This is a genomic window from Pseudomonas sp. Irchel s3h17 (assembly GCF_900187505.1).
Taxonomy (GTDB): Bacteria; Pseudomonadota; Gammaproteobacteria; order Pseudomonadales; family Pseudomonadaceae; genus Aquipseudomonas.
Map to the genome: position 1 here is coordinate 146,041 of NZ_FYDL01000003.1, position 26,046 is coordinate 172,086.

Sequence of the window (26,046 nt, forward strand, 5' to 3'; positions counted from 1 at the left end):
ATCCAATATATTGTTCGACCTGTTTAAGAGGTTTTACGACCTAATGGGGTTTTCATGGAATTGCGTCATCTGCGCTACTTCATCGCCGTCGCCGAAGAACTGCATTTCGGCCGCGCGGCACAGGTGCTGGGTATCTCCCAGCCCCCCCTGAGTCAGCAGATCCAGGTGCTGGAACAGGAAGTCGGTGCCCGTTTGTTCGAGCGTACCAATCGTCGGGTCGAGCTCAGTGAGGCTGGCCGGCTGTTCCTTGAGGAGGCGCGGCTGGTGCTGGCCCAAGTCGACAAAGCCGCCGATGTGGCCCGCCGCGCCCAACTGGGCGAGCTGGGAGAGTTGAAGATTGGCTTCACCTCATCCGCACCGTTCAACTCGACCATCCCCCAGGCCATCTTCTCGTTTCGCCAGCGCTTCCCGGCCGTGCACCTGAACCTGCGGGAAATGAGCAGCACCCAGGTCGCCGATGCGCTGGTGGATGAGTCGATCCAGGTTGGCATCATGCGGCCGTTGCCGTTGCCGGATTCGCTTGAGGTGGTCGAGCTGACACGTGAGCCGTTGGTGGCGGTGCTCAGTTCCAAGGACCCGCTGTCGGTAGGCAGCGAGGAGGGCGTGTTCCTGTCGGCGCTGGCCAATGAGCCGTTCGTGTTCTTCCCGCGCAGCTACGGCAGCGGCCTTTACGCGCAACTGCTGAGCCTGGCGCGTGATGCCGGGTTCAGCCCGCACTTCGCCCAGGAGGCCGGCGAGGCCATGACCATCATCGGCCTGGTGGCCGCCGGCCTGGGCGTGTCGGTGTTGCCCGCGTCCTACCAGCGGATGCGCATCGACGGCGTAGTCTACCGCCCCTTGCTTGATCCGCTGGCGATGTCGGCGGTGTGGCTGGTGCAGCGCAAGGATCAGAAATCACCGATGGCCAAGGCGTTTGTCGAGTTGCTGACGCGCAAGGTCGACGAGGCTTAGGCGGCGATGTCGCAGGGGGGGGCGGAGCAATCTCACATCAGGTTGCGGAAGCTGATGTGGGCGCCGCGAAAGACGGGGTAATGGGCGATCTCAGTGAGGCCGCCCTTGTTCTGTTCTAAGCCGAAACCTGCAACTGCAATCGTCGCCCGATGACATCCAACAAATCACATCCATCGCGCAATGAAGTCACCAGTACTCGCGCCAGTTCACTGTGAACGCCCTCGCTAGATGCGAAACTTTCCAACAGCTGAGTGGCGGTGCGGATGCGGTAGGCGGCTGTTTCGTGCAAAACGTCCAGTGGTGCTTCGGTGTCGATCAGCAGCGATGCAATCGTGCACTCGATGCCGGTGACAGGCATATATCGATCCATGACAAAACCTCCATTGGGTAAAGAAGCCGATCACTTATAGCGGGATTTTTTTGGGCAGAACCTCAGGTAATCCTTCGGGCGGATTCAGGTTGTCCAGTACTCGATTTACCAATAACTCAGTCAGCACGGCCAGTTGCTGAATTGCCAACGCTACATTGCGGCGCGAGCCTTCCAGCTCGCAGGCTAGATTGGTGCTCATGACATTCAGTGAGGCAAGGGTTTCACTGGCGTGACAGAGCAGGGATTCCGTGTCGACATTCGGAATGATGGTGAAAACATGGCTGACAGGATCGGGACGGCCTGGATTGCACAGGTGAGCGCTGACGGTGCGCTCTGTGAGTTTGGAGAGTTTTGACAAATCGACGGCATCGACAGGAGGTGCGTCTGGTGATGCGGAGAAATTGGGGATGTTTGTTTTCATGCCGGAGCTCCTTGCAAGGTTTAAGAAAGCGTCAGCCCCATGCTGACAATCAGAAGTGGTTAGTGGCCGCACATGATCTGATGCGGTGGTAGATGTATTACCAGAAAATTCTATTTAATTAATCAAATAAATGAACATCTGTGTAATTAAATGATTCAGGTCTAGCTACTTGTAGGGCTATTCAAAGAGTGCGGCGCGCTAATCAACCGGATTGCGCTGATTTTGTGCATGCCGATGCCTCCTGGTTTTTGTAAGAAGATTCCTTTTTGCGCGTGGCTGATGTCAGTCGAATAGAGCGCTATTAAAAATAACAACGAAAAACATCAATTGACGGCTATTTGGTGTGTTTGTAATAGTGTTTCTGCTCAGGGTTTGGAGCTGGGGGCTGGTCCCACATGGAATTGCCTTTGTTGTCATTTGGCTAAGGCGTGCGGTTTGTCGAAGCTATAAGTATTGGTGGCTATTTGATGTATAGAAAAGAAAAAACAGAGAAGTTAAAAAATAACATTAAGTATCTAATAAAGAGTCGTGGAGAAACGCGGCTGTCTTTGTGCAATTCCAGCGGGTTGACCAGGACGACCATCTACAACATTCTGGAAGGGCGGGTGGTCAATGTGCAACAGTCGACTATTCGCAAGATATCAGATTTTTTTGGGGTGTCTTACAAGGAGATAGAGACAGTTGACTTTGAAGAGAAGGAAACAATAGAAAGCAGTGTGTCGCTGCATGGGAATATGAATCCCGCGGCAGTCCCGATAATTAGAGAGAGCTTGCTGATTCAAAATTTGGATAAGAGAATTGGCGAGTTAGCCGTTTCTCACCCTCTGACATATTATTTTGGATCGGCCAGCAATTTAATAGGCGTGCTTCTGGAGAGCAAAGTGAGCGGGGTAAACGAGTCAGGGGATCTCTTGATAGTGAGGAAGGGGGTGTCGAGTGGTAGTGGCGAAAAATTAGTGTATGACAAAACAACAAATAAATTGTCTGTGATTAGCGGGTCTTACTTTGATTCTGACGTTGTCAGTATAATTGGGGATGTGGTAGAGGAAAGATTTAATGGCTGCTAATAACGAAGATGAAAATAGCAAGTACAAGCTGCTAGGGTTTGAGAATGATAAAAGTCTTGCGGTGGTTATGGTTGTTTCTACAGGCAAGGTCATTAAGTTAAAGCTGAGCCACTTGTTGAAAAGTGAGATATTGGAAAATTTCAGTAGGCTCGAGATAAAGGAGGTGTACAGAAAATTTTACTCAGGTGGTGCTGCACCAACAGCTTATGAAGTAAGTGATCGAAATGAAAAGTCATGGATGATTTATGTTGCTCTAAATTTGGTTATGCTTACTATCTATATATTTACAAATGTTGCAGCTACAAAGCTCGTTTATATTGATGTATTTGATGTTGTTGTTACTCCGGGCGTTTTTCTCTATCCGCTGACATTTTTAATTGTTGACGTGTTGAATGAGTCTTACGGGTTTAGACTTGCAAAGAGAGCTATTTTATTCGCGTTTATAAGTAATGCTTTTATTATTTTGTTGTTGAGTGTTGTTGCTTCTCTCCCTGGATTGCCTGGCTGGAAACTTGATGTACCATATAGTGAAGTTATGGCTCATGTGTCGTCAGTAGTAGTGGCGTCCTCAGTGTCATTTCTTTTTTCTGAATATGTGAACTCTTATTTGTTGTGCAGGATAAAAGAGCTGACAAATTCTAGATTTTTATTTCTAAGGGTATTCCTTAGTACTTTCTTTGCAGTGATATTGGATACTTTTCTTTTTTGCTACATTGCGTTCTATGGTGTCATGCAGAATGGCGATATTCTTGATATGGTTTACGCTCAAATAGCAATAAAAATGTGTTTTGCTGTTTTTAATATTTTCCCTGCCTACGGAGCAAGGTCATTGTTTAAAAGGTATGTCACAGGTAGCCAGGTGGCATAAAGAAGGGTGCGGGGGCATTCCATTCCCCCAGCGCTATTTTATCTATTGTAATTTTAGTTTTAGACTGTTCTTGGTATCTGTAGGGTTTTCCAAGAAATTCTTCAGCCCTTCTGCGCGTAGATTACAAGCGTCGCAGTTGGCGCATCCACTCCCCTTGAGTCCATTGTAGCAAGTCAGTGTGTGATGGCGAATCAAGTCCAACTGTTTGTAATGATCGGCCAGCGCCCATGTTTCTGCCTTGTTCAGCCACATAAGTGGCGTTTCAATACGCAACTTATAGTCCATCCCAAGTTCGATGGCTTTGTTCAGGGTCTTGACAAACTTATCCCGGCAGTCTGGATAGCCAGAGAAGTCTGTTTCACAAATCCCTGTAATGACAGCTTCGGCATGCACTTGATATGCATAGATAGATGCCAATGTTAAAAACAAAATGTTGCGCCCTGGGACGAAGGTGTTTGGCAGTTCGTTCTCGGAGCTTTTAGTACTCGGGATCGGGATGCTGTCGCGTGTCAGGCTGCTGATAGCCAATTCGTTTAGCAATGACGTATCAAGTACTTTGTGGATTTTTATACCCAGCTCCCTTGATAGTTGTCGTGCCACTTCAATTTCCGCGCGATGACGCTGACCATAATCAAACGTAATGCAATGAATTTCATCGTATTTCGGCAATGCATGAATTAAGCAGGTGGTTGAGTCTTGTCCGCCACTGAAAACGATAACCGCTTTTTTAGTCATGATTTTTTCTTCCTTGGGGCAGCCCCGACATGTAGCTGGGGCATTGACCCTACCGGGAAGCTCCCACTTTAGCTGTGGGACGTTTCTGAAATGTCGTGCTCCATTTTCCGCTTATTTCATGGCTGCGTTTTTTGATTTGGCTACGACCACCGTCAGAAGCTCAACGAGGTATTGACCCCGCCGAAGGCGAAGTTGTTGCTCATCGCGAATCGGCTGCTCATCTGGCGGGCCTCGCCGCGCAGGTAGCCCAGTGCGCCACACTCCGGGTCGACGTTGTCGAGGTTGCGGGTGTGGGCGTACTGGTCACTGTTGAGCATCTCGATGCTGAACCAGGACTCCAGCGCACCGTAGGCGCCGAGGGTTGCACTCAGATGTTTCGCGAGGTCAACAATCCCGCCGCATGGCATCCGTCGGGGTATCTTATCAGCGGCTCACGCGCATGCCAGCTGGATCTTGTGCGGTTCTTGGCCTCCATAGTTGAAAGCTTCGGCTCCATACCACGTACTCAGCTGTCAGTGCTTTAAAGGCTTCGAGTATCGGCTTGTTTACGGCCCAGTTTCCGTGGCGATTTTGGTACACATGAGCTTCGCCGAACTTCAGACGGATTTCCCGCGCAGCGAGGGCTTGCGGTAGATAGTTCTGTTTACGGTATTCGGCCAGCATCCATTGGGCGATGCCCATGTCTTCATCTGTCCAGGTCATGGCGTGGATTCCCGCTGAAAGCCCTTGGTTCAAAATTGCTGATCGGGGCGCAAGAGGTGTTTATCGAGAATGCGTTCAACCTGTTGCGGCGTCTTGCACGAGAACCACAGGTTAGCGGGGTAAATCACCATGACCGGGCCGTGGTTGCAGCGGCCCAGACAGCCCGATGCGTTGGCGCGCGATGTTCCCGGTTCACCCATTTTGGCGATCTTGCGTTTTGCGGCGCTGAGCAGTTCATGAGCGCCTGAACCCGAGCAACTACGGCGCCCATCGGGACGCAGGTTGGTGCAAATCAACACATGGTGTTCGTAGGCAAGGGTCGGATTTTCTGCGTCATTCATGGGGGGACACGACCTCTGTTCAAACTTTGTCGGCAGGAACTGAGGTTTTCGATGGTTCCAGATTGAGGGCGAGTACGCTCGTCAGCACAATGGCCGTTCCTACGATGACCATCGCAGAAGGGCGTTCACTCAGAACCAACGAGGCCATCAACATTGCTGTGGGGGGGATCAGGTAAAGCGAAATGGACGCGCGGCTCACGTTGCTCTGCGCCAGTACGTATGCCCAGGCGAGGTATGCAAGGGCGCTGGGGAAGATGCCCAGAATGAGCACCGCCAGGTTGACCGAAGTTGAGGCGTTTTGTGCTTCGGTCCACAGCCCCGGGACATATACAAGCAGCAGTACCGTGCCCGACCAAATGGTGTAACACACCATCGTCAACCCGTCATAACGATGGGAATGGCGTTTTTGCAAGGCGAAGTACAGACTCCAGGACAACGCCGCCAGCAGAATCAACAGCCCATGCGCGTCCAGCTCACCAAAACCACGGTCCCCGGTGACTACCACGGCGGCGCCGAGTAGCCCGCATAGCACACAGATCCATTGCCAGCCGTTGACCCGATCTTTGAACGCGAAATGCGCCAATAACGTGCTGAATAGCGGCGTGGATTGTGCCAGTACGCTGGCGGCTCCGGCGCTAACGCCTTGTTGGCCGTTGTTGAGGGCTATGTGGTGCAGGCTGACGGCAAAGAACCCCAGCACCGCCAGCAGTGGCAGGTCTTTCAGGCTAGGCAGGGAAATACGCATCACCAATGCAACGCCAGCCATGAACGTTGATGCGATGAGGAATCGCATCAGCGCGAGATGACCGGGCTCATAGGCCTTTAACCCGATGTGGATTCCAATGGGGGAATAGGCCCAGCAAAGGATTACAAAAAACGCCGCCAAAGCGATTTTTATACCGGGCCTTGTATTCATTGAGTCGCAACCCTGGACGTAGCCCGATTTTGCATGCTGGGCATGGCACGGGCTATACCGTCCCAGTACTGCTCGGTGATGATCAGGAAGCGGTTGAACGAAGCGCTGACTTCCTCTATGTGCTGGTCGGTGGTGCATTCTTGAGTGGCCGCTTTCACCGCCTGGATCTTGTGTTCTTTTTCTGCATCCCCGATGTGGATGTAGAAGTACTCGCAGTGCTCATGAAAGTCGTCGTTATTGGCGTACAGGTGCTTATAGTTGCGTGCCCCTTCGTACAAACGGGTGAGCATCGAATAGGCCAGCCATTCCTGAGCCAGCAATGTGCCGAGTACATGACGCGGACTGTTGTAGCGGCCACCGTCGGTGTACAAGCTCAACTGTTCGTGGATGAACGTGCGGGTGCTTTTCAGTACAGGCAGAGCGGTGAGTTCGTCCATGCTGTACGGCCGATCAGCGAGACGGCTGAGAAGGTCGATCAGATAACTTTCCAACAGAGTGAGGTGGGCCTTTTCCGGGTTGCCGTAGCCCATCTCGGAGTACAGGTTTTTGACTATTTCGACCTGAGCATGCAGGTCGTCAGCGCCCAGAAATGAAAGGGCGACCATACGAGAGGTCAGCGTGGCGCGGGCCAGGTAGTTCCGGGCGAACACCTCAACGTCACCCAGGGAGAGTGGGTCTCTCATCCATCGTTGGTAGAACGTGTTATTCAAGGCTTTATGGGTGAACACGCTTTCGGCGAGGCACTGGACTTTGCGCTGAGATAACTCCATAAGAACTCCTGTTCATCGGGGAAATGAATGCGCGACAGCGTCACTGCAACCTGCGCCGGTTGAAGTATCAAAAACACATGGCCTCACTACAAGTGACTTAAACTGAACCGTGCATTCACTCTGGGTGAGCTATGGAATTGTCCCAACTGCGCATGTTCAAGACGGTTTACGACTTCGGCAGCATCGCGCGCGCCGCCGAATTGCTGCACTGCGTACCGTCTAATATCACCGCACGACTCAAGTCCCTGGAGCGAGAGCTTGGCACACCGCTGTTTTTCCGCGACGGTCGAGGGTTGCGGATCACTCCTGCTGGGGAGGTGTTTCTTGATTACGTGACGAAAATTCTGGGTTTGGCTGAAGAAGCTAAACGCGCGGTAGCGCCCTCCAATACACCTGGCGGTCCTCTGAGAATTGGCGCGATTGAGTCTAGTGCTACGGGACGGCTGCCCCGGTTATTGGCCAAGTACCATGCGCTGTACCCACAGGTATCGCTGGAGTTGAGCACGGGTACTTGGGCTCAGCTACTGGACGACATTCAGCATCACCGACTTGATGGGGTGATCGTGGCGGTGAACATTGAACGGCCCGGTCTCAAGCATGCAGTGGTATACCGGGAAGATTTAATTCTCATCGCGTCCAAGTCGCATGGGCCATTGCGCAAAGCAGCGGATCTGCAAGGTAAGGAAATTTTTATGTGGCCCCCGGGCTGTCCGTACCGGTTGGCGCTGGAGCAGTGGCTGTTGCGCCATGATCAGGTGTTGCCGATCGTCAGCATTGCAAGCTATGGCACCATAGTTGGTTGTGTCAGTGCTGGCGCCGGCGTTGCGCTGGTACCTCGCGGTATCTATGAGCAATACCGCCAAAGTGCGGGTTGGCAAGGATATGAGTTCCCGGATCTGACGAGTATCGATAACCTTTTTTATTGGCATGAAAACGCAGGTAGACACCCAGCTCGGGAGGCGTTTTTGGCGCTACTGCAGACAGAGTTCGAGGGCTCAGCGGCTTTGGAAGGAGGCGCTTGTGCGCTTCAGGTAGCACCAGACTGATGACTGCACCTTCACCAGGTCCCCTTCAACGCAGTCCGGGCATAATCGTCTCATAGGTCTTGGGGACCTTGCGCTCATTGCTCTTGTAGGCGCTGACGATATCCTTGACCTTGAAGTTTCAAGTTACGACCAGCGCCGAAAAATCAGCGAAGTATTCACCCCGCCAAACGCAAAATTATTGTTCATCACAAACTGGTTACTCATCTGCCTGAACTCGCCGCGCAGGTAGTCCAGTGCGCCACACTGCGGGTCGACGTTATCGAGGTTGAAGGTGTGGGCGTACTGGTCACTGTTGAGCATCTCGATGCTGAACCAGGACTCCAGCGCACCGCAGGCGCCCAGGGTGTGGCCGAGGAAGCTCTTTTGCGAGCTGATGGGCATGCGGTTGCCGAACAGGCTGCTGGTGGCCAGGGTTTCGGCGATATCGCCCTGCTCGGTGGCGGTGCCGTGACCATTGACGTAGCCGATATCGGAAGGTTTCAGTCCCGCATCTTCCAACGCCAGCTCCATGGCCCGACGCATGGTGGCTTGCTCCGGCCGGGTGGTGTGCTGACCGTCGGCGTTGCTGCCAAAACCGACGAGTTCCGCGTGGATATGGGCGCCACGGGCCAGGGCGTGCTCAAGCTCTTCAAGCACCAGCATGCCGCCGCCTTCGCCGATCACCAGGCCATCACGGGCGCTGTCGTAGGGGCGCGGGCTGGATTGCGGGGTGTCGTTTTTCAAACTGGTGGCGTAGAGCGCGTCGAACACCATGGCTTCGGTCGGACACAGCTCTTCGGCACCGCCGGCAAGCATCAGGGGCAGCCGGCCGAACTTGATCGCCTCGTAGGCGTAGCCGATGCCATGGCTGCCGCTGGTGCAGGCGCTGGACGTCGGGATCAAGCGCCCGGTGAGGCCGAAGAAGATGCTGATGTTGGCCGCGGTGGTGTGGGGCATCATGCGGACGTAGGAGTTGGCGTTCAGGCCTTCGGCCACCGAGTTGAGTAGCATATTGCCGAACGCCTTGATCTCGTCGGTGCTGCCGGTGGATGAGCCGCAGGCAACGCCCATGCGCCCGTCCTTGATCGACTCGTCGCCCAGCAGGCCGGCGTCGGCCAGTGCGCGCTCAGCCGCGCCCACGGCCAGGCGTGAAACCCTGCCCATGCTGCGCAACTGTTTGCGGGTCCAGTGCGCCGGAACCTTGAAGTCATCGATGGGTGCGGCCAGGCGCGTATTGAGCTCGGTAAAGCGATCCCACTCATCCATGCGGCGGACGCCGCTGCGGTTGGCCCTGAAGTGGCCCGAGATGGTCGCCCAATCGTTGCCCAGGGACGTGATGCCGGCCATGCCGGTGACGACAACACGTTTCATCAACACAGGCCTCCATTGACGGCCAGCACCTGCCGGGTGATGTACGAGGCTTCCGCCGACATCAGGAAGTTCACCGCGCCGGCGACTTCTTCCGGGGTGCCCATGCGTTGTACGGGGATCATTTTCATCAGGTCTTCCAACGGCACGTGGTCATCGAGCATCGCGGTGTCGATCAGGCCGGGGGCGACACAGTTAACGGTGATTTTGCGCTTGCCCAGCTCGATCGCCAATGCTTTTGCCGCGCCGATCAGACCGGCCTTGGAGGCGCTGTAGTTGACCTGTCCGCGATTGCCGATCAGCCCGGAAACCGAGGTGATACAGACAATCCGTCCGGCAGCGCGACGCCGGATCATCGGCATCATCACCGGGTGCAGGACATTGTAGAAACCGTCGAGGTTGGTGCGCATCACCACATCCCAGTCGTCTTCGCTCAGGGCGGGAAAAGCACCGTCGCGGGTCAGGCCGGCGTTGAGCACCACCCCGTAATAAGCACCGTGGGTGTCGACATCGGCTTCAAGGATGGCCTTGCACGCGGCCCGGTCGGAGACGTCGAACTGCAGAATGCGCGCGTTGCGGCCCAGCGCCTGAATCTCGGACTGCACGGTGGCGGCCTCGGTCAGGCCGCTGCGGCAGTGCAACACGATGTCATGCCCGGCTTGAGCCAGGCGCAGGGCGATAGCGCGGCCAATGCCACGGCTGGAGCCGGTGACCAGTACGGATTCAGTCATCACTCGACTCCTTGGGTTCATTCAGATAGTGAGCTGGCTGTGGCGGCCGGAACACGTTCAGCCGGGCGCTGGCGTGGATGCCCGGGGCGGTGATGTGGCATTCGAATATGCCCATGCCGTTGTCGTCTTCCAGCGAGCGCGTTCCGTGAATGGTCAGCTCGGTGCCCGCCGGGAAACACTCCACGTTGCATTCGAACTTGCGGGTACCGAGCAGGAAGCCCAGCTCCACGGGATTGCCGCGTTGACGGGCATGGCAACCGGCGTAGGCGGCCACGCTCTGGGCCATCAACTCGATGCCGACCCAGGCTGGCAGGCTGCCGTCCGGAAGGCTGTACAACCCATCGGGCCTGACGGTGAGCCGGGTTTGAATCTGTTCAGCGTCGAACCCCAGGATCTGCTCGATGAGGATCATGTCCCCGGCGTGGGGCACCAGCTCGGCGATCGGCCAGTCAATCATGGGGCGTCTCCGATAATCAGGCTGACGTTGTTGCCACCGAAGGCGAACGAGTTGCTCATCAGGTAGCGAGGTGCAATGGACGCCAGGCGATCGGCCGGGGTCACCCATTTCAGTGGCGGAAGTTCGGGGTCGGGCTGGCCGTCCCAGACGTGGGGGGGCAGGGCATGCTCGCGGTTGCCCGGGCTCAGGCTCAACCAGCAGAACGCCGCTTCCAGTGCGCCGGCGGCACCGAGGGTGTGTCCGGTCATCGGCTTGGTCGAGGAGCAGGGTACGCCGGCCGGAAACAGGGCCGCCACTGCCAGGCTCTCCATGGCATCGTTGTGTTGGGTGGCGGTGCCATGCAGGTTCAGATAGTCGATTTGCCCAGGCTGCAGGCCGGCGCGGGCCAGGGCTTTGTTCATGGCTTTCAGGGCACCGCGGCCGCCGGGTTCCGGTGCGGAAATATGGTGGGCATCGGAACTGGCGCCCGCGCCGAGCAGGGCAATGGCCTGGCTGTCGCCGGTACGCTTGCTCATCAGGAACAGCGCTGCCGCTTCGCCGATGTTGATACCACTGCGGTTGACGGAAAACGGATTGCAGCGCTGCCCGGACACCGCTTCCAGTGCCGAGAAACCGTTGAGCGTCAGCTTGCACAAGCTGTCGACGCCACCGCACACCACCGCGTCGCACAGCCCGAGGTCCAGCAGGCGCTGGGCACTCATCAACGCGCGGGCGCTGGAGGTGCAGGCGGTGGAGATCACATAGGCCGGGCCACTCACTTCAAGCCAGTCGGCGAGGAAGTTGGCCGGGGCTCCGAGCTCTTGCTGTCGATAGTCATAGCTGGCGGGGAACTGATGCTCACGCAGGTACTGGGCCAGGCCCTGGCTGGCTTCCTCGATGCCCGACGTGCTGGTGCCCAGAACGATGCCGATTCGGTCACGGCCATAGGTCTGGATCGCCTGCTCGATGTCATCGCGAATCTGCAGCGCGGCTTCCAGCAGCAGCTGGTTGTTGCGGGTGGCATGCAGGCCCAGTGCAGCCGGGATCGCTGCCAGTTCGCCCCTGACCGCGGCCATCGGCAGCGAACGCTGGGGGACCCAGCCGGCCTCGGCGCGCATGCCCGAGCAGTCACCGGCAAACAGGTTGCCGGCCACTTCGTGTTGCGTGCGGCCCAGGCTGCAAATCAGCCCGAGGGCGTTGAGGTAGGCGGTCATGGCGTGGGCTCGTGCAGCGGCGTGACGTGATAGGTCGGGCCATTTGGCAGTTTCAATTCAAAGCTCATGGGTTGTGTATAGCGGACTTCCCAGCGCGCGGGCAGGGATCGTTGCATGCCATGCTGCCAGGCGGCGGGGTAGTTGGCGTGCAACTCGCCTGGCGGGGTCAGGGCAAACAGCAAGGCGGCAAACAGCTCCCGGGCTTGCGGGTTGGGCGGCAGCAGCCCATCGGCTTGCCATTGTTGGTCAATCAGACGCTGGCGAGCCTGGGGAATTCCCAAGGGATCCATCATTGACCAGCGAAGACCTGCACCCTCGCGCTGGATCACCAGCAGCCAGTCCAGGCGTTGCTGGTTTTCCTCGCGCTCAATGTGCAGTTGCAGGGGCAACTGCAGGGTCGGGTTTGCATCGGGCAGCGGCGGCTGGCTGGCGCAGGCGCTCAGCAGCAGGGCACAGCACACCAGCAACAGGCGAATCATCAACGCCGGCCCGCCAGCGGGTTACGGACGACCAGGCCATTCATGTGGCGTCCCCTGCACAGATTTTCGAAATCATGTTCAGTCGACGCTTGGCCTCACTGACGAACGGGTTGCGCTCATCCCAGGCATAGCCGGCGAGAATCGAGCTGATCATGCGGCGGATATCCGCGGCGCCGCCCTGATAGAAAATCACATCCTGGAAGGTGCCGTTGTACCAGCCCTCGACATAGCAGCGGAAGGTGTCGACCCCGCGCTTGAGCGGCTCGGCAAATTCGCGCTGCCAGTCGACCGCTTCACCTTGCAACTGACGGTGCAGTACGCCAGCGGCCATGCTGGCCGAACGCATGGCGATGGTCACGCCGGAGGAGAACACCGGGTCCAGGAACTCGGCAGCGTTGCCCAGCAAGGCAAAGCCTGGGCCGTGCAGGGTCTTGACGTTGGCCGAGTAGCCGCCGATGGTCCTGGCCTCGGTGTCCCACACGGCGTTTTCCAGTACGCGGGCGAGGCTCGGTGTCTCAGCGATGAAGCCGCGCAGGCAATCGTCCAGGTTGTCGGTGCGCCCGTGGAAATGCTCGGCCGCCGCGACCACTCCGACCGAGCAGCGGCCATTGCTGAAGGGGATGGTCCAGAACCAGATGTCGCGCTGCGTCGGGTGGGTGGTGATGAGGATCTTCTCGCGCTCGAACGTCGGGCAGTCGATGTGGTCCTCGATGTGGGTGAACACCGCCTGGCGCACCGGGAAATTCGACGCGGCCTCCAGATCCAGCAAACGTGGGAGAACCCGGCCGTAGCCGCTGGCGTCGAGAATGAAGTCGGCTTCGACCTGGTACTGGCTGCCGTCCTCGCGTTGCACGTTCAGATGCGGCTTGGGGCGTTCGATGTCAACGTCGACCAGGGTTTCGCCATAGCGGATTTCCACGCCTTGCAGGGCGGCCTGATCGGCCAGCAGCTTGTCGAAATCGGCGCGTTGCACCTGGAAGGTGGTCGGTTTGCCCGGGGTGAAGGTGTCGCCGAAATCGAACGCACTGTAGCGCTCGCCCCAGGCGAATGCCGCGCCGGTCTTGAGCTGGAATCCGGCGGCGTTCACCGCCTCGAGCATGCCGGCTTCCTCGACGAAATCCAGGCAATGGGACAGCAGGCTTTCGCCGATAGAGAACCGGGGGAAATGCTGGCGTTCGATCACCAGCACATCGTGCCCCTTGCGCTTGAGCAGCGCTGCGGCAATGGCGCCGGAGGGGCCGGCACCGATGATCACTACCTGACGACGTTCCATTTCAATGATTGGCACGAGGACTCCTGGCCGGGGCGGCGATTTTCAGAGGCGTACGGTGCATGCCGACCAGTGCCGGCAGCAGGGTGGCGATCAGCCCCATCAGCATCAGCGCGAAGTACAGCGCCGGGCTGATGAGTTGTTGTTGCAGCAGCAGATTGAGGAAGACGATTTCGCTCAATCCGCGAATGTTCAGCAGCACACTTTCTCGCCAGCGACTGGCGCCTTCGAAAGAGCGTCCGGCCCAGCCCAGTCCCAGCCAGTTACCCAGCAGTTTACTGGCAATCGGCAACACGAGCAGCGCCGACAGTTGCAGCCAGCCGAGGCTGTCCAGGGCACTGGGCACGTTGATCTGCACGATACCGAAGGTGAGGATCAGCGGGATGGCGATCCAGGTTTGCACGCGACTCATCCACACCGTCGGCAATGGCAGTACCAGTGGTACCTTGAGCGCGGCCATGCACAGCAGGTAGCCGATACCAACAATCAGCGCATTGAGCTTGTAATGCTCGGCCACCACCAGCAGCAGGAAGAAGCCTGCGCTGTGCAGCAACGGTTGGCGCAGGTGCAGCAGCCGTAGCACCAGCGGCAGGCAGGCGCCGGCCAGTGGCAGCAACAGGCTGCTCAGGTGCAGGCTGCCCTGGGCGACGGCGAACAGTGTCCAGCAGGTGAGGTCGATGAGGATGGCGGTCTGCACCAGGCGCCGGGCCGCATCCAGTGGGTACTCGATGTGGCGCAGGTACAGGTAGAGCACCGGGATCGCGGTGATGGCGAACAACAGGCCGACGGCCAGTGAACTGATCCAGGGTTGCGCCGGCAGCAGCCAGACAGCCGTGGCCAGGCCGCAGGCGAAGGGGATGCAGAAACTGGGCAGGGCGATCTTCAGGCTCTGGCGATCCAGCCGCAGGTCGATCACGTCGCTGAGGATATGCCCCAGCAGCAAGGCGAAACCCAGGCTGTAGAGATTTTTCAGCCAGGTCGGGGCGATCAGGTCGGCGCCGCTGAGCTGCCAGCCAGGTTCGATCCAGCCATACATTAAAAGTGGCAGGCCGAAGGTTGCCAGCAGCAACTGGCTGACGATCGGAATCAGGCCGAAGTGACGGCCGACACGGGTGGCGATGGCGAACAGCGCCAGGGCCAGCAGCCAGAACAGCGCGACCATCATACGAGCGACTCCGTGACCGGGGCGGCATGGGCCTGTCGGGCCCAGGGCGCGAGCATGAAGCTGAACGCCAGGCCGAGGCTCACGGACAAGCCGAAGTTGCTCACGGCCGGGGTGCTGGACACGGCCAACAGCCCGAACGACAGCCAAGTGGTGGCGGCCGCCAGCAAGGTGCCCAGCAGACTCACCGCCGCACCGCCGACCTGCTCACGCATCAGGATGGCGTAATCGACGCTGATCGCCGTGACCAGCAGCAAGCCGAACAGGCTGAACAGGGTCAAGGGTTGTCCCAGCCAACCGAGGCTGGCCAGGCTGCACAAGGCCGCCAGCAGCGGCAGGGCGACGATCCGCAGTGCGCCACCGAAGCCAAATGGCGCCACCAGCACCAGCACGATCAGCACGCAGGAGGCGAGCTTCAGTTCGGCGGCGCTGATTTGGGTCTTGGCGAAAACCGTGTTCAGTTCGCCGAGGCGATCCACCAGCACCACACCCGGCAAGTCCTGGGCCTGCACTCTCAACAAGGCGGGATCGTTCAGGCCTTGCAGGCTGGTGATCGCCGCCACGCCCTCGTCCGTCGGACCCAGCCACAGGGCGCGATAAGGCTCCGCCAGCGGGCCACGCAGCGCGGCATCGATGTCTTCGACAGGCAGCGCCTGCAAGGCGGCCAGTTCGGCTTGCAGCGCCTCGGCCGGAATCCCCAGTTCAAGCAGTGGCTGCCAGAACTGCGGCAGTTTGTTCAGTGCCGTGCGCACCTGTTGCTGTTCGCTCGCCGAGCCGCTCAGTTGATCGAGTGCCAGATAGCCATCGAGTTTGTCCAGGTTGACCAATTGCTCCAGGCGGTCGCTCAGGGCGCTTTGCCGTTCGAGCAGTTGCTCCTGGTTGGCCGCGCGCACCAGGAAGAACTGGCTGGTGGGTTGATGGCCGGTGATGCGGGCAATGGCCTGGGCTTCATCGGTCAGTTGCTGGGGCGCACTGACCCATTGACGAATATCGTTGCGGGTCTGGAGTTGCAACAGGCCGCCGATGCAAAAGGCAATCAGTAGCCCGAGCAAGACGGGCGTACGAAAACGCTGGAGCAACGCTTCACGCAGGCTCAGCAGCGCCTCGCAGACCCGCAGCGGCCAATGGGCCGGACGCAGGTCGACGCCCTTGAGCAGCGCTGGCAGCAGACACACCGCCGACAGGTAGGCGCCGAGCAGTCCGGCGGCGGAGAACACGGCAATCTGGGTCAGGGCCGGGAAGGGGGTCCAGGCCAGGGCCAGGTAGCCGATGCAACTGGTGATCAGGCTCAGGGTCAGCCCCGGCAGGGTCAGGCGCAAGGCCGGCCAACTGTGCCACGGTTTCAGGCGCCAGCTCTTGGACAGGTAGTGCAACGGGTAGTCCACGGCCACGCCGATCAGGCTTGAGCCGAGCACCAGGGTCATCACATGCATGTGGCCGAACAGGGCCACGCAGGCCACCGCGCCAAACAACATGCCCACCAGCACCGGAACGAACGCCAGCAACACCCGCCAGCGGCGGAACGCCAGCAACAGCAGCAAGAATATGCCCAGGGTGGCGCCACCCCCGACCCAGGTCATCTCCTGGGTGGCTTGTTGCTGGCCTGCCGCCGCATACAGCAATCCACTGGCCGCGAGTAGCTGCACGTCATTCTTGGCCGCTGCTTCGCGACTGTGTTTGAGCAGGTCGGCTACTTGCAGTGGCAGGTTCATGTCGAAGGCATTGCCGGTAGTGCGCGCCCGCAGCAACACCCAGCTCTTGCCGTCGGCATCGGCGATCAATGCCCCGCTGCCGATGTCCAGTTGCACCGCGCCCTGTTGCGGCTGGCTGTTCTGGATACGTCCGGTCAGGCCCAGCCAGTCCTCCTGGCTGGGCACCAGGCTGAAGCCGCCGAAGGGATCGAACAGCGCCTGGACCCGCTGCTGGATGAATGCGTCGGGATGTTCGATCAACAACTGCCGGTCAGCCGTCGACAGCATCGCCAGGCGACCTTGCAGCAACTGCGCACGCAGGGCCGGCAGGTCCGCTTGCAGGGTCCACTGGACCGCTTCGAACAGGCCGCTGGCCTGCCATTGGTTGCCAAGCTGTTGGGCCATGGCGATGGCCTGCGTGCGGTCTTTGTGGCCGACCAGCACCAGTATTTCCCGGTTCAACGGTTCTTGCATGCGCTGTTCGGCACGCTGTTCCAGGGCATCTGGCGTGGTACCGGGCACCAGCTCCATCAGGTTGGCCGACAAAGGGGCGCCGTCACGCCATTGCCAACCGCCGAGTGCGAGCACTGCCAGCAGCAGGATCAGGAACAGCCAGGGGAGCCTGCGTTCACTTGGCAAAGTCATGGCGTTCCGCATCGCTCAAGGGTTGGTGGCGGGTGCTGTCTTGCATGTACAGCACGGTGCTGTCGCCCTGGGTCTCCAGCAGTTCGATACGTTGTACCAGTTCGCCGCCGTCGATAGCGATCTGATTGAACACTTGCTTGAGCAGCATCGAGCGGGGGATCAGGGTCAGTTTCCAGTGTTGTGGATCACCGGTCAGCGACAGCTCGAAATCCCGCTGCAAGCCACTGCTGTCACCTTGCAGCACGGCGAGGAACAAACGGTTCTGCTCGGCCCCGGCACTTTTGCCCGGCAGCCTTTGCCAACCGCTGCCGTCACGCCGGGCAATCCCCTGGGTGTCGATGCGGTAGTCCTGCTGCAGCGGTGTCTTGAGCAGCCACAGCAGCCCATGGTCCCTGGCCAGCACAAAGGTGCCGGTGCTGGTCAGCGGCTGCGGCAGGGCGCGCAAGTGTTTTTCCTGAATGAAGCGGCCGTGGATCACTTCGGGCTTGGCCAGCTGATCGCTCAACTGTTGCAGGTCGAAGGCCTGCGCCAGCGAGGAAAAGCCCAACAACGCGACCAGCATCACCACGACCCTGTAGCCGCAGCGTGTGGCGAGGGAGCTTGCTCGCACTGGTGTGCGCAGCGCTCCCAACCCCAGACGATGGTGTTCTCCAGGGGGGATCGAGTCGCCAGATTTGCCGGCGCTACGCGCCGGAGCGGGAGCAAGCTCCCTCGCCACAGAGTAGCGATCCACCAGGCTGCTTAGGGTCATGGCAGCATCCTTTCAACCGCGTCGATCAGCACCTTCGGCGAGGCCAGTTGCATCTCGCGGCTGGCGATATGCACCGCGACCTGCACGGAGCTGGCGCGGGTCAGGCGCTCACCGCTGGCCAGGTCGCTGATCAGGTAGTTGATCTTCAGCCGGTTCTCCCACTCCACCAGGCTGGCGCGCACATTGAGCGTCTGGCCGAACACGGCGCCGCGCACATAGCGCAGTTGCAGGTCGATCACCGGCCAGGCGTACCCGGAGGCATGCATGGCGTTGTAGTTGTGGCCGAGCCTGTCGAGCAGGGCGCAGCGGGCCATTTCCAGGTACTTGACGTAGTGGCCGTGCCAGACCACGTGCATGCTGTCGACGTCGAAGAACGGCACGAGGATTTGCGTGTCGGCGTGAAGCACTCCCTTGCTACGCATGCAGCCTCCAGTGTTGTGCGGCGATGCGTTGCAGGCAAAGGCGCAATTCGCCTTCCAGGGCACGGTCTTCGATGACCGGCGGGAAGTCTTTGGCCAGTGCTTCGTGCATGGCGGCCAGTGCTGGCGGCAACGGGCGGGCATCGGGTGCCTGGGCGCGCAGCCACACCCCCTGGTTGGCCGCGAGCAAGGTGGCGGCGGCGACTTGCTCGGTCAGCTCCAGTACACGGATCGCGTCGCGGGCGGCGATGGTGCCCATGCTCACTTTGTCCTGGTTGTGGCATTCGGTGGAGCGCGAAAACACGCTGGCTGGCATCGTATTTTTCAGTGCCTCGGCGGTCCAGGCGCTGGTGCCGATTTGCACCGCCTTGAAGCCATGGTTGAGCATCGCCCGCTCGGCGCTGGCGCCCGACAGGTTGCTCGGCAGGCCGTGGTTGTAGCGTTCGTCCACCAGCAGTGCGAGCTGGCGGTCGAGCAAGTCGGCGACGTTGGCCACGAGGTTTTTCAGGCTGTCCATGGCAAAGGCAATGTGCCCACCGTAGAAGTGCCCGCCGTGCAGCACGCGCTCGGCTTCGGCGTCGATGATCGGGTTGTCGTTGGCGCTGTTGAGCTCGATTTCGATGAACGAGCGCAACCAGTTCAGGCTGTCAGCCAGCACGCCAAGCACATGGGGGGCGCAGCGTAGCGAGTAGCGATCCTGCAGGCGGTGCAGCGGTGCGGTTGGCGCATCGATCGCCAGGTCCTTGCGCAGCCATGCGGCGACTTGCATCTGCCCCGGGTGCGGCTTGGCGGCGAACAGGCGCTCGTCGAAGTGTTCCGGATTACCTTGCAGGGCGACCACATTCAGCGCCGTGATGCGGGTGGCCAGTTGCAGCAGGTAGTCGGCGCGGGCGTAGGCCAGGCACGCGAGGCCGGTCATCACCGCGGTGCCGTTCATCAGCGCCAGGGCTTCCTTGGGTCGCAGCACCAGTGGCTCCCAGCCGAGCTCGCGGTGCACGTCCGCGGAGGGGCGGCGCTCACCGTTGAACAGCACGTCGCGCTCGCCGGACAAGGTCGCGGCCACATAGGACAACGGCGTCAGGTCACCGCTGGCACCCACCGAGCCTTCTTGCGGGATCAGCGGCAGAATGTCGTGTTCCAGGAACGCTTGCAGGCGCTCCAGCAGTTCCACTCGCACCCCCGATACGCCGTGGCACAGCGACTGCAAGCGCGCCGCGAGCACGGCGCGGGTGGCCTGGGCGTCGAGCAACTGGCCCAGGCCGCAGCCGTGGAAGGTGTACAGATGACGGGGCAGGGCTTCGACGTGGTGCAGCGGCACCGCGACCACGCACGAGTCGCCGTAGCCGGTGGTCACGCCGTAGATGACGCCTTCCTTGTCCAGCAACGAGTCGAGGAACCGCGCGCCCTTGGCGATGCGCTCGCGATAATCGCTGTCGCCTTGCAGTCGCGCGGGGGCCTGGCGGTTGGCCACGGCCAGCACGTCTTCGATGCGCAAAGGAAGTTCGCCGAAGGTTACCGGCTCAAGCATGGGCGTCGTCATCGGTTTTCCAGAAAGGGTAGAAGTTGAACCATTGTTGGGGCGCGTCGAGGCAATAGTGACCCAGCCGCTCGGCATAGCGGGAAGCCCACTGATGAATGACCTGTTCGCGCTCGCCGCGTTTCCAGGCCACGGCTTCGGCGAACGGTTCGAGAGTCAGTCGATAGCCGCCCGAGGGTTTCTTCAGGCACAGCAGCAGGTTGACCGGACATTTCAGCAGCCCGGCCAGCAGCCACGGGCCTTGCGGGAATGCCGCCGGATGGCCGAGGAAGTCCACCGTCACGCGGCGCCCGCCATGCAGTGGCACGCGATCGCCGGCAATCGCCAGCCATTCGCCACGTTCCAGGCGCTCATGGAGCTGCAACATGATCAGCGGGTTCAGCTCGCTGACCTGTATCAGCCGCAGGTTGGTGGCCCCGGCTTCGCCCAGCAGGCGGTTGAACTGTTCGGCGTGCTTGGTGTGCACCAGCACGTTCATGGTGACTCTTTCGCCGATCTCCGCCAGGGCCCGACAGACCTCGAGATTGCCCAGGTGTGCGCCGACCATCATCTGCCCCCGGCTGCCGCGCAATTGGTTGCGCAGCAGTGCCGGGTCGATGATTTCGATCTGCTCCAGGCCCAGCTTGCCATTCCACACATCGAGCTTGTCGAGCATCGAGTCGGCGAAGGCCATGAACTGACCGAACACGCGCCAATGGCTGGGACGCAATTCGCGGCGACCGCTCCAGTCAGCGAGCCGCTGTTGGTAGTGCCAGGCGCTCTGGCGAGCATTGCGGCCGAACAGGAAGAAGTACAGCACAATGCCGTACAGCAGCGGGCTCAACAGGCGTCGCCCCAGCACTTTGGCGGCGGTTGCGGTGAACTTCATCAGCCAGAAGCTGCCGCGTTCCTCGCGGTCGGCCCAGTGCTTGCGGTCGATGTTGTCACTCATGCTCGCCACCGTCGCCAGAGGATCATCGGCCAATGCAACAACATGCCGATGCACAGCCGGGTGTGCATGCTGGAAATCAACAGGTTGTCGTGGACCATCCTGAAGTGCGAAACGCCGTCCAGCGGGTAGTGCACCCGGGTTTGCAGCCATTGCATGGGTTGATTGCGCCAGGCCAGGCGCACCAGGATGTCGGAATCGAAATCCATGCGCTTGCCGACCCTTGCCGAGTCGATCACCGCCAGGGTCGGCGGCAGCGGATAGACGCGAAAGCCGCACATGGAGTCGCGAATCTGCAACGACAGTGTGTTGATCCAGACCATCACGTGAGTCAGGTAGCGAGCGTACAGGCGCCCCTTCGGCACGCTGGCGTCGTACAACGGATAACCGCAAATCAGCGCTTCGGGATGGGCGCGCGAGTGTTCGATGAACCGGTGGATATCCTGCAGGTCGTGCTGGCCATCGGCGTCAACCTGCAACGCATGGCTGAACCCCAGGCGGGAGGCCTCGCGCAGGCCGGTCATGACGGCGGCGCCCTTGCCCTGATTGACCGGGAGCCTGAGCAGGAACACCTTGTCGCGTCGTGCCAGCTGATCCAGCACGGCCGCACAGGCCGGGTTGCTGGCGTCATCCACCAGGATGCACGGCACTTGGCAGGCGAGCAGCGCATCAACCACGGTGCCGATGGCGGTTTCGTGGTTGTAGACCGGGATGACGGCGCAGGGGTTATGCATCTGCAGCCTCGAGCACGATCCGCCCGCTGGAGCAGGTGGCGGTTTCATTACGATAGGTGAAGTACAGTTTGTTGCGCGTCGGGTCGAAGCGCAGGTGCAACTGGACTTCATCGCCTGGCCGCAGCAGTTGCTGGAACTTCAGCACTTCCATGCCGGCAAACTTCTCCGGCAGGTCCATCAACTGCCGGCCCAGGCTCAGCGCCCAATCCACCTGCACCACGCCAGGCAGTACCGGTGCTTGCGGGAAGTGGCCGCTGAAGTAGGCAAGATCGGGCGGTACCGACAATTGCAGGTTCCACTGCCCATCGGCTTCAACCTGCTCCAGTACTTCAGGGGTCTTTGGACGCGGGGCCAGCAACAGGGCGTCGATCTCCGCCTGGGGCAGTTTGCCCTGGGGGTTCAACGGCAGTTGCCGGAGCAGGCGCCAGCGTCGTGGCAGGGCCAGGGCTTCGCAATGCTGGCTGAGGTGTTGGCGCAGCGTCTGGGTCAGGCTGCGGCGCCCTTGGTTGCGCAAGGCGTACAGGCCCGAGTCGCTCAGCACCAGCGCGGCCCCCAGGGAGGCGCGGTTCTCCTGAACCACCCCCAGGCGTGCTTCGGCGACCCATGGGTGGTCCATCAAGGCCCGTTCGAGCATGGGCAGCGAGATGCGTTTCTCTTCCAGTTTGACGATCCGGTCCAGCCGTCCCAGCAGCTCGAAACGGCCGTCAGCGGCGATACGTGCCGCATCGGCCGTGTGTTCGATATGGCCTTGGGGCAAGTACGGCGAGGCAATGAGCAACGCCCCGTCGCTGTCCAGGCTCAGTTCCACGGCCGCAAAGGGCTGCCAGAGTTCGTGGCCCTGGCGCCAGGCAATGCCACCGGTCTCGGAACTACCAAGGATTTCCGTCGGCCATTGTTGTAAACGCTCGTGCAGGCGTTGTGCGGCTTCGCCAGGCAGCGCACCGCCTGAGGAAAATACCTGGCGCACGGCGCTCAAGGCCGGCCAGTCGAGATTGTCGCCCATGCGCTTGAGCAGCGCCGGGCTGGCGACCCAGGCAAACGCCGGGTATTGGCGACTGGCGCGCTGCAGGTCTTCCGGGAAAGCCAGTTGCTTGCGCACGAAGGGGCGCCCCGCGCACAGGGGCCACAGTACCCGGAACAACAAGCCGTAGATGTGTTGAGTGGCGACACTGCCAATGATGCAGGCCGTGCCCAGCCCGGCACCCCACAGGTGCTCCAGGGCCTGGACCTCATTGGCCAGTTGCCTCAGGGTTTTGTCGATGCGCTTGGGTTCGCCACTGGAGCCCGAGGTGCACAGGCTCAGCAGGCACAGGTCCGGGTCCAGTGCCGCCGCCGCCAGTGGTGCATGCGGGTAATCGCGGACGTGTGTGTCGCCGGCTTGATCGGTCAGCCACAGATCGACTTCGCTCGCCCAGCGCTGGCGGGTCGGAACGTGCAGGTCGGCGGGCAGCAGCACGCTGACCCCGGCACGCCAGGCGCCGAGCAATGCAATTGCCAGGTCGGCGGCGTCTTCAAGGTGTACGGCGATGCGCTGTACGCCTTGGTCCCGCAGTCCGGCCGCCAGGCTCAGGGCCTGCTCGCACAATTGTCCATGGTTCAGCGTCGGGTCGGCCGTTACGCCACGCTCCGCTTGAGCCTTGAGCAGCAGGTGCTCAAGTTTTATCCAGTTCATGGGTGGCCTCGTACCCGTTGTCGTATGAGCCACTCAATGGCAAACATCAGACCAATCAGTCCATAGGAGATCAGGCCGGTGTACAGCATCCACCAACTCAGTGGCGCCCAAAGGGTCAGGGCCGCTGCGCACAAGCCGTTACAGAAAAAGAACACACACCACGCCAGCGTGACGCGTCGGGTATAGCGAATCGCTTTCGCAGGCAACTGCGGTTCCCGCAGGCGGGCCAGGCGTTCCACCATCGGCGGGCCGTACTTCAGGCTCAAACCGAACAGCAGCAACATCAGCACGCTGATCAGCACGGGATACCAGCGCAGCAACCCCGGGCTGTCGAACACCGCCAGCAGCAGGCAGAACACAATGGCCGCGCTCGCCATCCACAGGCTCCCGGGACGGCGTTGGCCAGTCAGTGCCCTGGCCAGCCACAGGCTGCCCAGCAGCAGGCCGAACTGCCACGGGGCGAAGTGCTCCATGCCGTAATACACCGCAAAGGGGTACAACAGGCCCGCCAGCAGAAGACCAAGGCCGATCAGTCGGCTCATGCGGCCGGTTGAACCAGGCGGTAGACCGCTTCGACCACATCGCCGACGGTGCGTACCGATTTGAACTCGTCCGCCGCGATTTTCTTGCCGGTCTGGCACTTGATATGGTCAATCAGGTCGACGGCATCGATGCTGTCGATCTCCAGGTCCTGGTACAGGTTGGACTCAAGACTCACGCGCGCGGGATCCAGCTCGAAGAGTTCGACCAAGGCATCGCGCAGGGTGTTGAAAATATCGTCACGAGTTTGCATGGTCCGGTCTCAAGCTGCCTGTTTTGCAGTGACGAACGCCGCAAGGCTCGCCACATTACTGAAGTGGTTGCGGGTGTCCTTGGCGTCGGCGTCGATTTTGATGGCGTACTTTTTCTGAATGGCCAGGCCTAGCTCCAGGGCGTCCACCGAGTCCAGGCCAAGGCCCTCGCCGAAGAGCGTCTGGGTGTCGTCGATGTCGTCGACGCCGATGTCTTCAAGGCCCAGGGCATCGATGATCAATTGTTTTATCTCACGGTTCAGATCGCTCATCTTTGGCGAGCTCCTTCAAATAGTAATGATGCAAGTAATCGTTGAGCTTGCGCGAGGCCTGAGGAGCCGGGCCTGTCGTGGCGAAGGCCTGTGGGTCTATATCGGCCCCCACGCGGAAACTGAAATGCACGCGGCGCTTGGGGATCCGATACCAGGGATCGGCCTTGGTCAAGGTGCTCGGGCTGACCTTGATAATCACCGGGGTGAGCATTTTCGCACCGCGCAAGGCGATTGCCGCGCCCCCCCGATGAAAGGCTGGCGGTTGGCCGGGTCGGGTGCGGGTGCCTTCAGGGAATATGATCAGTGTCTGGCCACTCTTGAGGGCGTCCGCTGCGGTGTCGAGCATGTCCATGCTGCCGTCGTTGCTGATGTATTGGGTGCGGTGCAGGGCTCCACGGGTGAAGGGGTTCTCCCAGAGGCTCTGCTTGACCACGCAATTGGCGTGGCGCACCAGCCCGATCAGGAACACCACGTCGATCAGCGACGGGTGATTGGCCATGATCATCTGGCCGGGACGACCGAGCCGTTCCGCACCTTGGATATCGTAGGTCAGCACGCCGGTTCGGGCCATGAACCGGATAAAAAACCAGAACACACGACTGACGGTGCGGCGTGCCCGTTGCCGATGGGCCTGGGCATCACCGGGCAGGCAGCTCAGCAGCGGGAAAACAACCAGCCGCAGGCACAGCCCGCCGAACCCGAACAGGGCAAAGCTGGTGGCGGTCGCCAGCAGGCGCCAGTAGTAGGCGTCACGTTTTTTTTCGGTCACAGGTTGCGTTGCCAGGTCCATAGACGATTTTTCCAGGCGTGTTGGCAAGAGGCATCCTGGCCGAGCAAGGTACGCAACAGGCTCAGAGGGTGGGGCCATTGGGATTTTGACAACGAATCCCGGGTGCTGTTCAGGGACAACCGCCAGTCATTTCCGGGGGTAATCAGCAGGCCGACCGCGTAAGGGAACGGGACGTCGTCAATCCAGGCCGAGTAGGCGGTTGGCGGTTGTTCCTCGGTGACGACCAGCAGCACGGCAGGCGCGCCTTCTTCCAGCAGCGCCGCGGCCTCCAGCATGCCATGTTCCAGGCCGTCACCCGCGGCGGCCAGGGCGGTCATCTCACTGGTTTCGCCGCGCATGATCGACCACAGGCCAATGATTGCATTATGAACCGAGAGGCTGAACTGGGTTGGCGACAAAGGCTGTTCGCGGCTCAGCTCGCTGAGGACTTCGAAGGTTCGAGGCGTTTCACCGTGGCGGGAAACAAAGACCAGCGGCAACTGTTCACGTCCTTCGGCCAGTGGCCAGCCGACGCTGAAGGCCATTCGGGCCAGGCGGCTGAGGCGTCGGCGCTGCATGGCAGGCAGGAAGGACACATCGGGAGCGACATCGCTGGCTGGAAGCACGATCGGGTGTCGGCTCCAGGCTTGCCAATCGTCCACGCTCTCGAGCCCAGGAGCCCAGGCGCGCCATTGGGCGATGTTGAATGTGATCACTGAGTGTTCATCCCGCCCCTGCGGGCTTCCTAGACGCGGTGAGTCGTTTTTGACCTGCGACTGACTGGCAACGGCGCTGCGGCCGAGTGTCGCGCATTATCCCGGTGTGACTGGCTTGTAGCAAATGCTGGTTACATTCTGCTCAAGCGGGTGTGAGCGTTTCAATTTGAGGGACGTCTGCCAGTTTCCGGTTTCTGGCGGCGGTGTCTGCCAGTCGATTCCCTGATTAATATCAGAAGTCGGTGAGTTTTTTGCAGAGATTGCTGCTGACCGCGCAGTCCGCCTGACTTCGAGG

Annotated in this window: 30 protein-coding genes and 1 pseudogene; 4 read left to right on the forward strand and 27 right to left on the reverse strand. The window is 60.1% G+C overall.

What is annotated here, in order from left to right; genetic code table 11:
- The first annotated feature begins 54 nt into the window (after positions 1-54).
- Positions 55-951 (forward strand): LysR family transcriptional regulator, encoded by an 897-nt coding sequence (locus CKW25_RS04760; protein WP_095078042.1) that lies wholly within the window; start codon positions 55-57, stop codon positions 949-951.
- A gap of 115 nt (positions 952-1,066) precedes the next feature.
- Here CKW25_RS04760 and CKW25_RS04765 read toward each other — a convergent pair whose 3' ends face one another.
- Entirely contained in the window at positions 1,067-1,321 is a 255-nt protein-coding gene (locus CKW25_RS04765; RefSeq protein ID WP_095078043.1) for a hypothetical protein, read from the reverse strand.
- A gap of 34 nt (positions 1,322-1,355) precedes the next feature.
- Positions 1,356-1,742, reverse strand: coding sequence for a DUF6124 family protein (locus CKW25_RS04770; RefSeq protein ID WP_095078044.1), 387 nt, complete (start codon positions 1,740-1,742; stop codon positions 1,356-1,358).
- 467 nt (positions 1,743-2,209) lie between these two features.
- On the opposite strand from CKW25_RS04770, the gene CKW25_RS04775 reads away from it, so the two are divergent.
- Together CKW25_RS04775 and CKW25_RS04780 are read left to right on the forward strand one after the other, a co-directional pair.
- Positions 2,210-2,809: a helix-turn-helix transcriptional regulator gene (locus tag CKW25_RS04775; protein ID WP_095078283.1), complete on the forward strand. Its 600-nt coding sequence runs from the start codon at positions 2,210-2,212 to the stop codon at positions 2,807-2,809.
- Positions 2,799-3,677 (forward strand): queuosine precursor transporter, encoded by an 879-nt coding sequence (locus CKW25_RS04780; RefSeq protein WP_095078045.1) that lies wholly within the window; start codon positions 2,799-2,801, stop codon positions 3,675-3,677. The genes CKW25_RS04775 and CKW25_RS04780 overlap by 11 nt, the downstream gene beginning before the upstream one ends.
- 42 nt (positions 3,678-3,719) lie before the next feature.
- Here the strand turns inward: CKW25_RS04780 and queC are convergent, their stop codons facing one another.
- From queC to CKW25_RS04810, 6 genes and pseudogenes are all read right to left on the reverse strand, one after another.
- Positions 3,720-4,412, reverse strand: a complete 693-nt coding sequence (queC, locus tag CKW25_RS04785; protein ID WP_095078046.1) for a 7-cyano-7-deazaguanine synthase QueC — start codon at positions 4,410-4,412, stop codon at positions 3,720-3,722.
- Positions 4,413-4,564: 152 nt separating this feature from the next.
- Positions 4,565-4,783, reverse strand: a pseudogene (locus tag CKW25_RS04790) (beta-ketoacyl-ACP synthase); the annotation flags it as partial.
- 52 nt (positions 4,784-4,835) lie between these two features.
- Positions 4,836-5,114 carry a hypothetical protein gene (locus CKW25_RS04795; RefSeq protein WP_095078047.1) on the reverse strand — a complete coding sequence of 93 codons (279 nt, stop codon included), beginning with the start codon at positions 5,112-5,114 and terminating at the stop codon, positions 4,836-4,838.
- Positions 5,115-5,143: 29 nt separating this feature from the next.
- Complete coding sequence (locus tag CKW25_RS04800) at positions 5,144-5,455, reverse strand: ferredoxin (protein WP_095078048.1); 312 nt, start codon at positions 5,453-5,455, stop codon at positions 5,144-5,146.
- Positions 5,456-5,474: 19 nt separating this feature from the next.
- On the reverse strand, positions 5,475-6,371 hold the full coding sequence (locus CKW25_RS04805) for a DMT family transporter (protein ID WP_095078049.1): 897 nt from the start codon (positions 6,369-6,371) through the stop codon (positions 5,475-5,477).
- The gene (locus CKW25_RS04810) at positions 6,368-7,141 is read right to left on the reverse strand and encodes an iron-containing redox enzyme family protein (RefSeq protein ID WP_095078050.1); all 774 of its coding nucleotides are present in this window, start codon (positions 7,139-7,141) and stop codon (positions 6,368-6,370) included. Before CKW25_RS04810 ends, CKW25_RS04805 begins: the two co-directional genes overlap by 4 nt.
- Positions 7,142-7,272: 131 nt before the next feature.
- Here CKW25_RS04810 and CKW25_RS04815 point away from each other — a divergent pair, with 131 nt between their 5' ends.
- The gene (locus CKW25_RS04815; protein ID WP_095078051.1) at positions 7,273-8,187 is read left to right on the forward strand and encodes a LysR family transcriptional regulator; all 915 of its coding nucleotides are present in this window, start codon (positions 7,273-7,275) and stop codon (positions 8,185-8,187) included.
- 123 nt (positions 8,188-8,310) lie between these two features.
- On the opposite strand, the gene CKW25_RS04820 is transcribed toward CKW25_RS04815, so the two are convergent.
- From CKW25_RS04820 to CKW25_RS04910, 19 genes are all read right to left on the reverse strand, one after another.
- Positions 8,311-9,537 carry a beta-ketoacyl-ACP synthase gene (locus CKW25_RS04820; protein WP_095078052.1) on the reverse strand — a complete coding sequence of 409 codons (1,227 nt, stop codon included), beginning with the start codon at positions 9,535-9,537 and terminating at the stop codon, positions 8,311-8,313.
- Positions 9,537-10,265, reverse strand: a complete 729-nt coding sequence (locus CKW25_RS04825) for a 3-ketoacyl-ACP reductase FabG2 (RefSeq protein WP_095078053.1) — start codon at positions 10,263-10,265, stop codon at positions 9,537-9,539. The genes CKW25_RS04820 and CKW25_RS04825 overlap by 1 nt, the downstream gene beginning before the upstream one ends.
- On the reverse strand, positions 10,258-10,722 hold the full coding sequence (locus CKW25_RS04830) for a hotdog family protein (RefSeq protein ID WP_095078054.1): 465 nt from the start codon (positions 10,720-10,722) through the stop codon (positions 10,258-10,260). Before CKW25_RS04830 ends, CKW25_RS04825 begins: the two co-directional genes overlap by 8 nt.
- Positions 10,719-11,915 (reverse strand): beta-ketoacyl-[acyl-carrier-protein] synthase family protein, encoded by a 1,197-nt coding sequence (locus CKW25_RS04835; protein ID WP_095078055.1) that lies wholly within the window; start codon positions 11,913-11,915, stop codon positions 10,719-10,721. Before CKW25_RS04835 ends, CKW25_RS04830 begins: the two co-directional genes overlap by 4 nt.
- Positions 11,912-12,394: a hypothetical protein gene (locus CKW25_RS04840; protein WP_095078056.1), complete on the reverse strand. Its 483-nt coding sequence runs from the start codon at positions 12,392-12,394 to the stop codon at positions 11,912-11,914. Before CKW25_RS04840 ends, CKW25_RS04835 begins: the two co-directional genes overlap by 4 nt.
- 40 nt (positions 12,395-12,434) lie before the next feature.
- Positions 12,435-13,682: an NAD(P)/FAD-dependent oxidoreductase gene (locus tag CKW25_RS04845; protein ID WP_095078057.1), complete on the reverse strand. Its 1,248-nt coding sequence runs from the start codon at positions 13,680-13,682 to the stop codon at positions 12,435-12,437.
- Positions 13,669-14,829 (reverse strand): sodium:proton antiporter, encoded by a 1,161-nt coding sequence (locus CKW25_RS04850; RefSeq protein WP_095078058.1) that lies wholly within the window; start codon positions 14,827-14,829, stop codon positions 13,669-13,671. Before CKW25_RS04850 ends, CKW25_RS04845 begins: the two co-directional genes overlap by 14 nt.
- A complete protein-coding gene (locus CKW25_RS04855) occupies positions 14,826-17,162 on the reverse strand; it encodes an MMPL family transporter (protein ID WP_095078059.1) in 2,337 nt (778 codons plus the stop codon). The genes CKW25_RS04850 and CKW25_RS04855 overlap by 4 nt, the downstream gene beginning before the upstream one ends.
- Positions 17,146-17,724, reverse strand: a complete 579-nt coding sequence (locus CKW25_RS04860) for an outer membrane lipoprotein carrier protein LolA (RefSeq protein ID WP_095078060.1) — start codon at positions 17,722-17,724, stop codon at positions 17,146-17,148. Before CKW25_RS04860 ends, CKW25_RS04855 begins: the two co-directional genes overlap by 17 nt.
- A gap of 185 nt (positions 17,725-17,909) precedes the next feature.
- Complete coding sequence (locus tag CKW25_RS04865) at positions 17,910-18,335, reverse strand: thioesterase family protein (protein WP_095078061.1); 426 nt, start codon at positions 18,333-18,335, stop codon at positions 17,910-17,912.
- Positions 18,328-19,872 (reverse strand): histidine ammonia-lyase, encoded by a 1,545-nt coding sequence (hutH, locus tag CKW25_RS04870; RefSeq protein WP_095078062.1) that lies wholly within the window; start codon positions 19,870-19,872, stop codon positions 18,328-18,330. Before hutH ends, CKW25_RS04865 begins: the two co-directional genes overlap by 8 nt.
- Entirely contained in the window at positions 19,853-20,800 is a 948-nt protein-coding gene (locus CKW25_RS04875; RefSeq protein ID WP_095078063.1) for a glycosyl transferase, read from the reverse strand. The genes hutH and CKW25_RS04875 overlap by 20 nt, the downstream gene beginning before the upstream one ends.
- A complete protein-coding gene (locus tag CKW25_RS04880) occupies positions 20,797-21,531 on the reverse strand; it encodes a glycosyltransferase family 2 protein (protein WP_095078064.1) in 735 nt (244 codons plus the stop codon). Before CKW25_RS04880 ends, CKW25_RS04875 begins: the two co-directional genes overlap by 4 nt.
- Positions 21,524-23,203 (reverse strand): acyl-CoA synthetase family protein, encoded by a 1,680-nt coding sequence (locus CKW25_RS04885; RefSeq protein WP_095078065.1) that lies wholly within the window; start codon positions 23,201-23,203, stop codon positions 21,524-21,526. Before CKW25_RS04885 ends, CKW25_RS04880 begins: the two co-directional genes overlap by 8 nt.
- Complete coding sequence (locus tag CKW25_RS04890) at positions 23,200-23,745, reverse strand: hypothetical protein (RefSeq protein WP_095078066.1); 546 nt, start codon at positions 23,743-23,745, stop codon at positions 23,200-23,202. Before CKW25_RS04890 ends, CKW25_RS04885 begins: the two co-directional genes overlap by 4 nt.
- A complete protein-coding gene (locus tag CKW25_RS04895) occupies positions 23,742-23,996 on the reverse strand; it encodes an acyl carrier protein (protein ID WP_095078067.1) in 255 nt (84 codons plus the stop codon). Before CKW25_RS04895 ends, CKW25_RS04890 begins: the two co-directional genes overlap by 4 nt.
- A 9-nt stretch (positions 23,997-24,005) precedes the next feature.
- Positions 24,006-24,266: a phosphopantetheine-binding protein gene (locus tag CKW25_RS04900; RefSeq protein WP_095078068.1), complete on the reverse strand. Its 261-nt coding sequence runs from the start codon at positions 24,264-24,266 to the stop codon at positions 24,006-24,008.
- Positions 24,247-25,056 carry a 1-acyl-sn-glycerol-3-phosphate acyltransferase gene (locus tag CKW25_RS04905; protein WP_095078069.1) on the reverse strand — a complete coding sequence of 270 codons (810 nt, stop codon included), beginning with the start codon at positions 25,054-25,056 and terminating at the stop codon, positions 24,247-24,249. The genes CKW25_RS04900 and CKW25_RS04905 overlap by 20 nt, the downstream gene beginning before the upstream one ends.
- A complete protein-coding gene (locus tag CKW25_RS04910) occupies positions 25,032-25,751 on the reverse strand; it encodes a beta-ketoacyl synthase chain length factor (RefSeq protein WP_095078070.1) in 720 nt (239 codons plus the stop codon). Before CKW25_RS04910 ends, CKW25_RS04905 begins: the two co-directional genes overlap by 25 nt.
- Positions 25,752-26,046 lie beyond the last annotated feature (295 nt).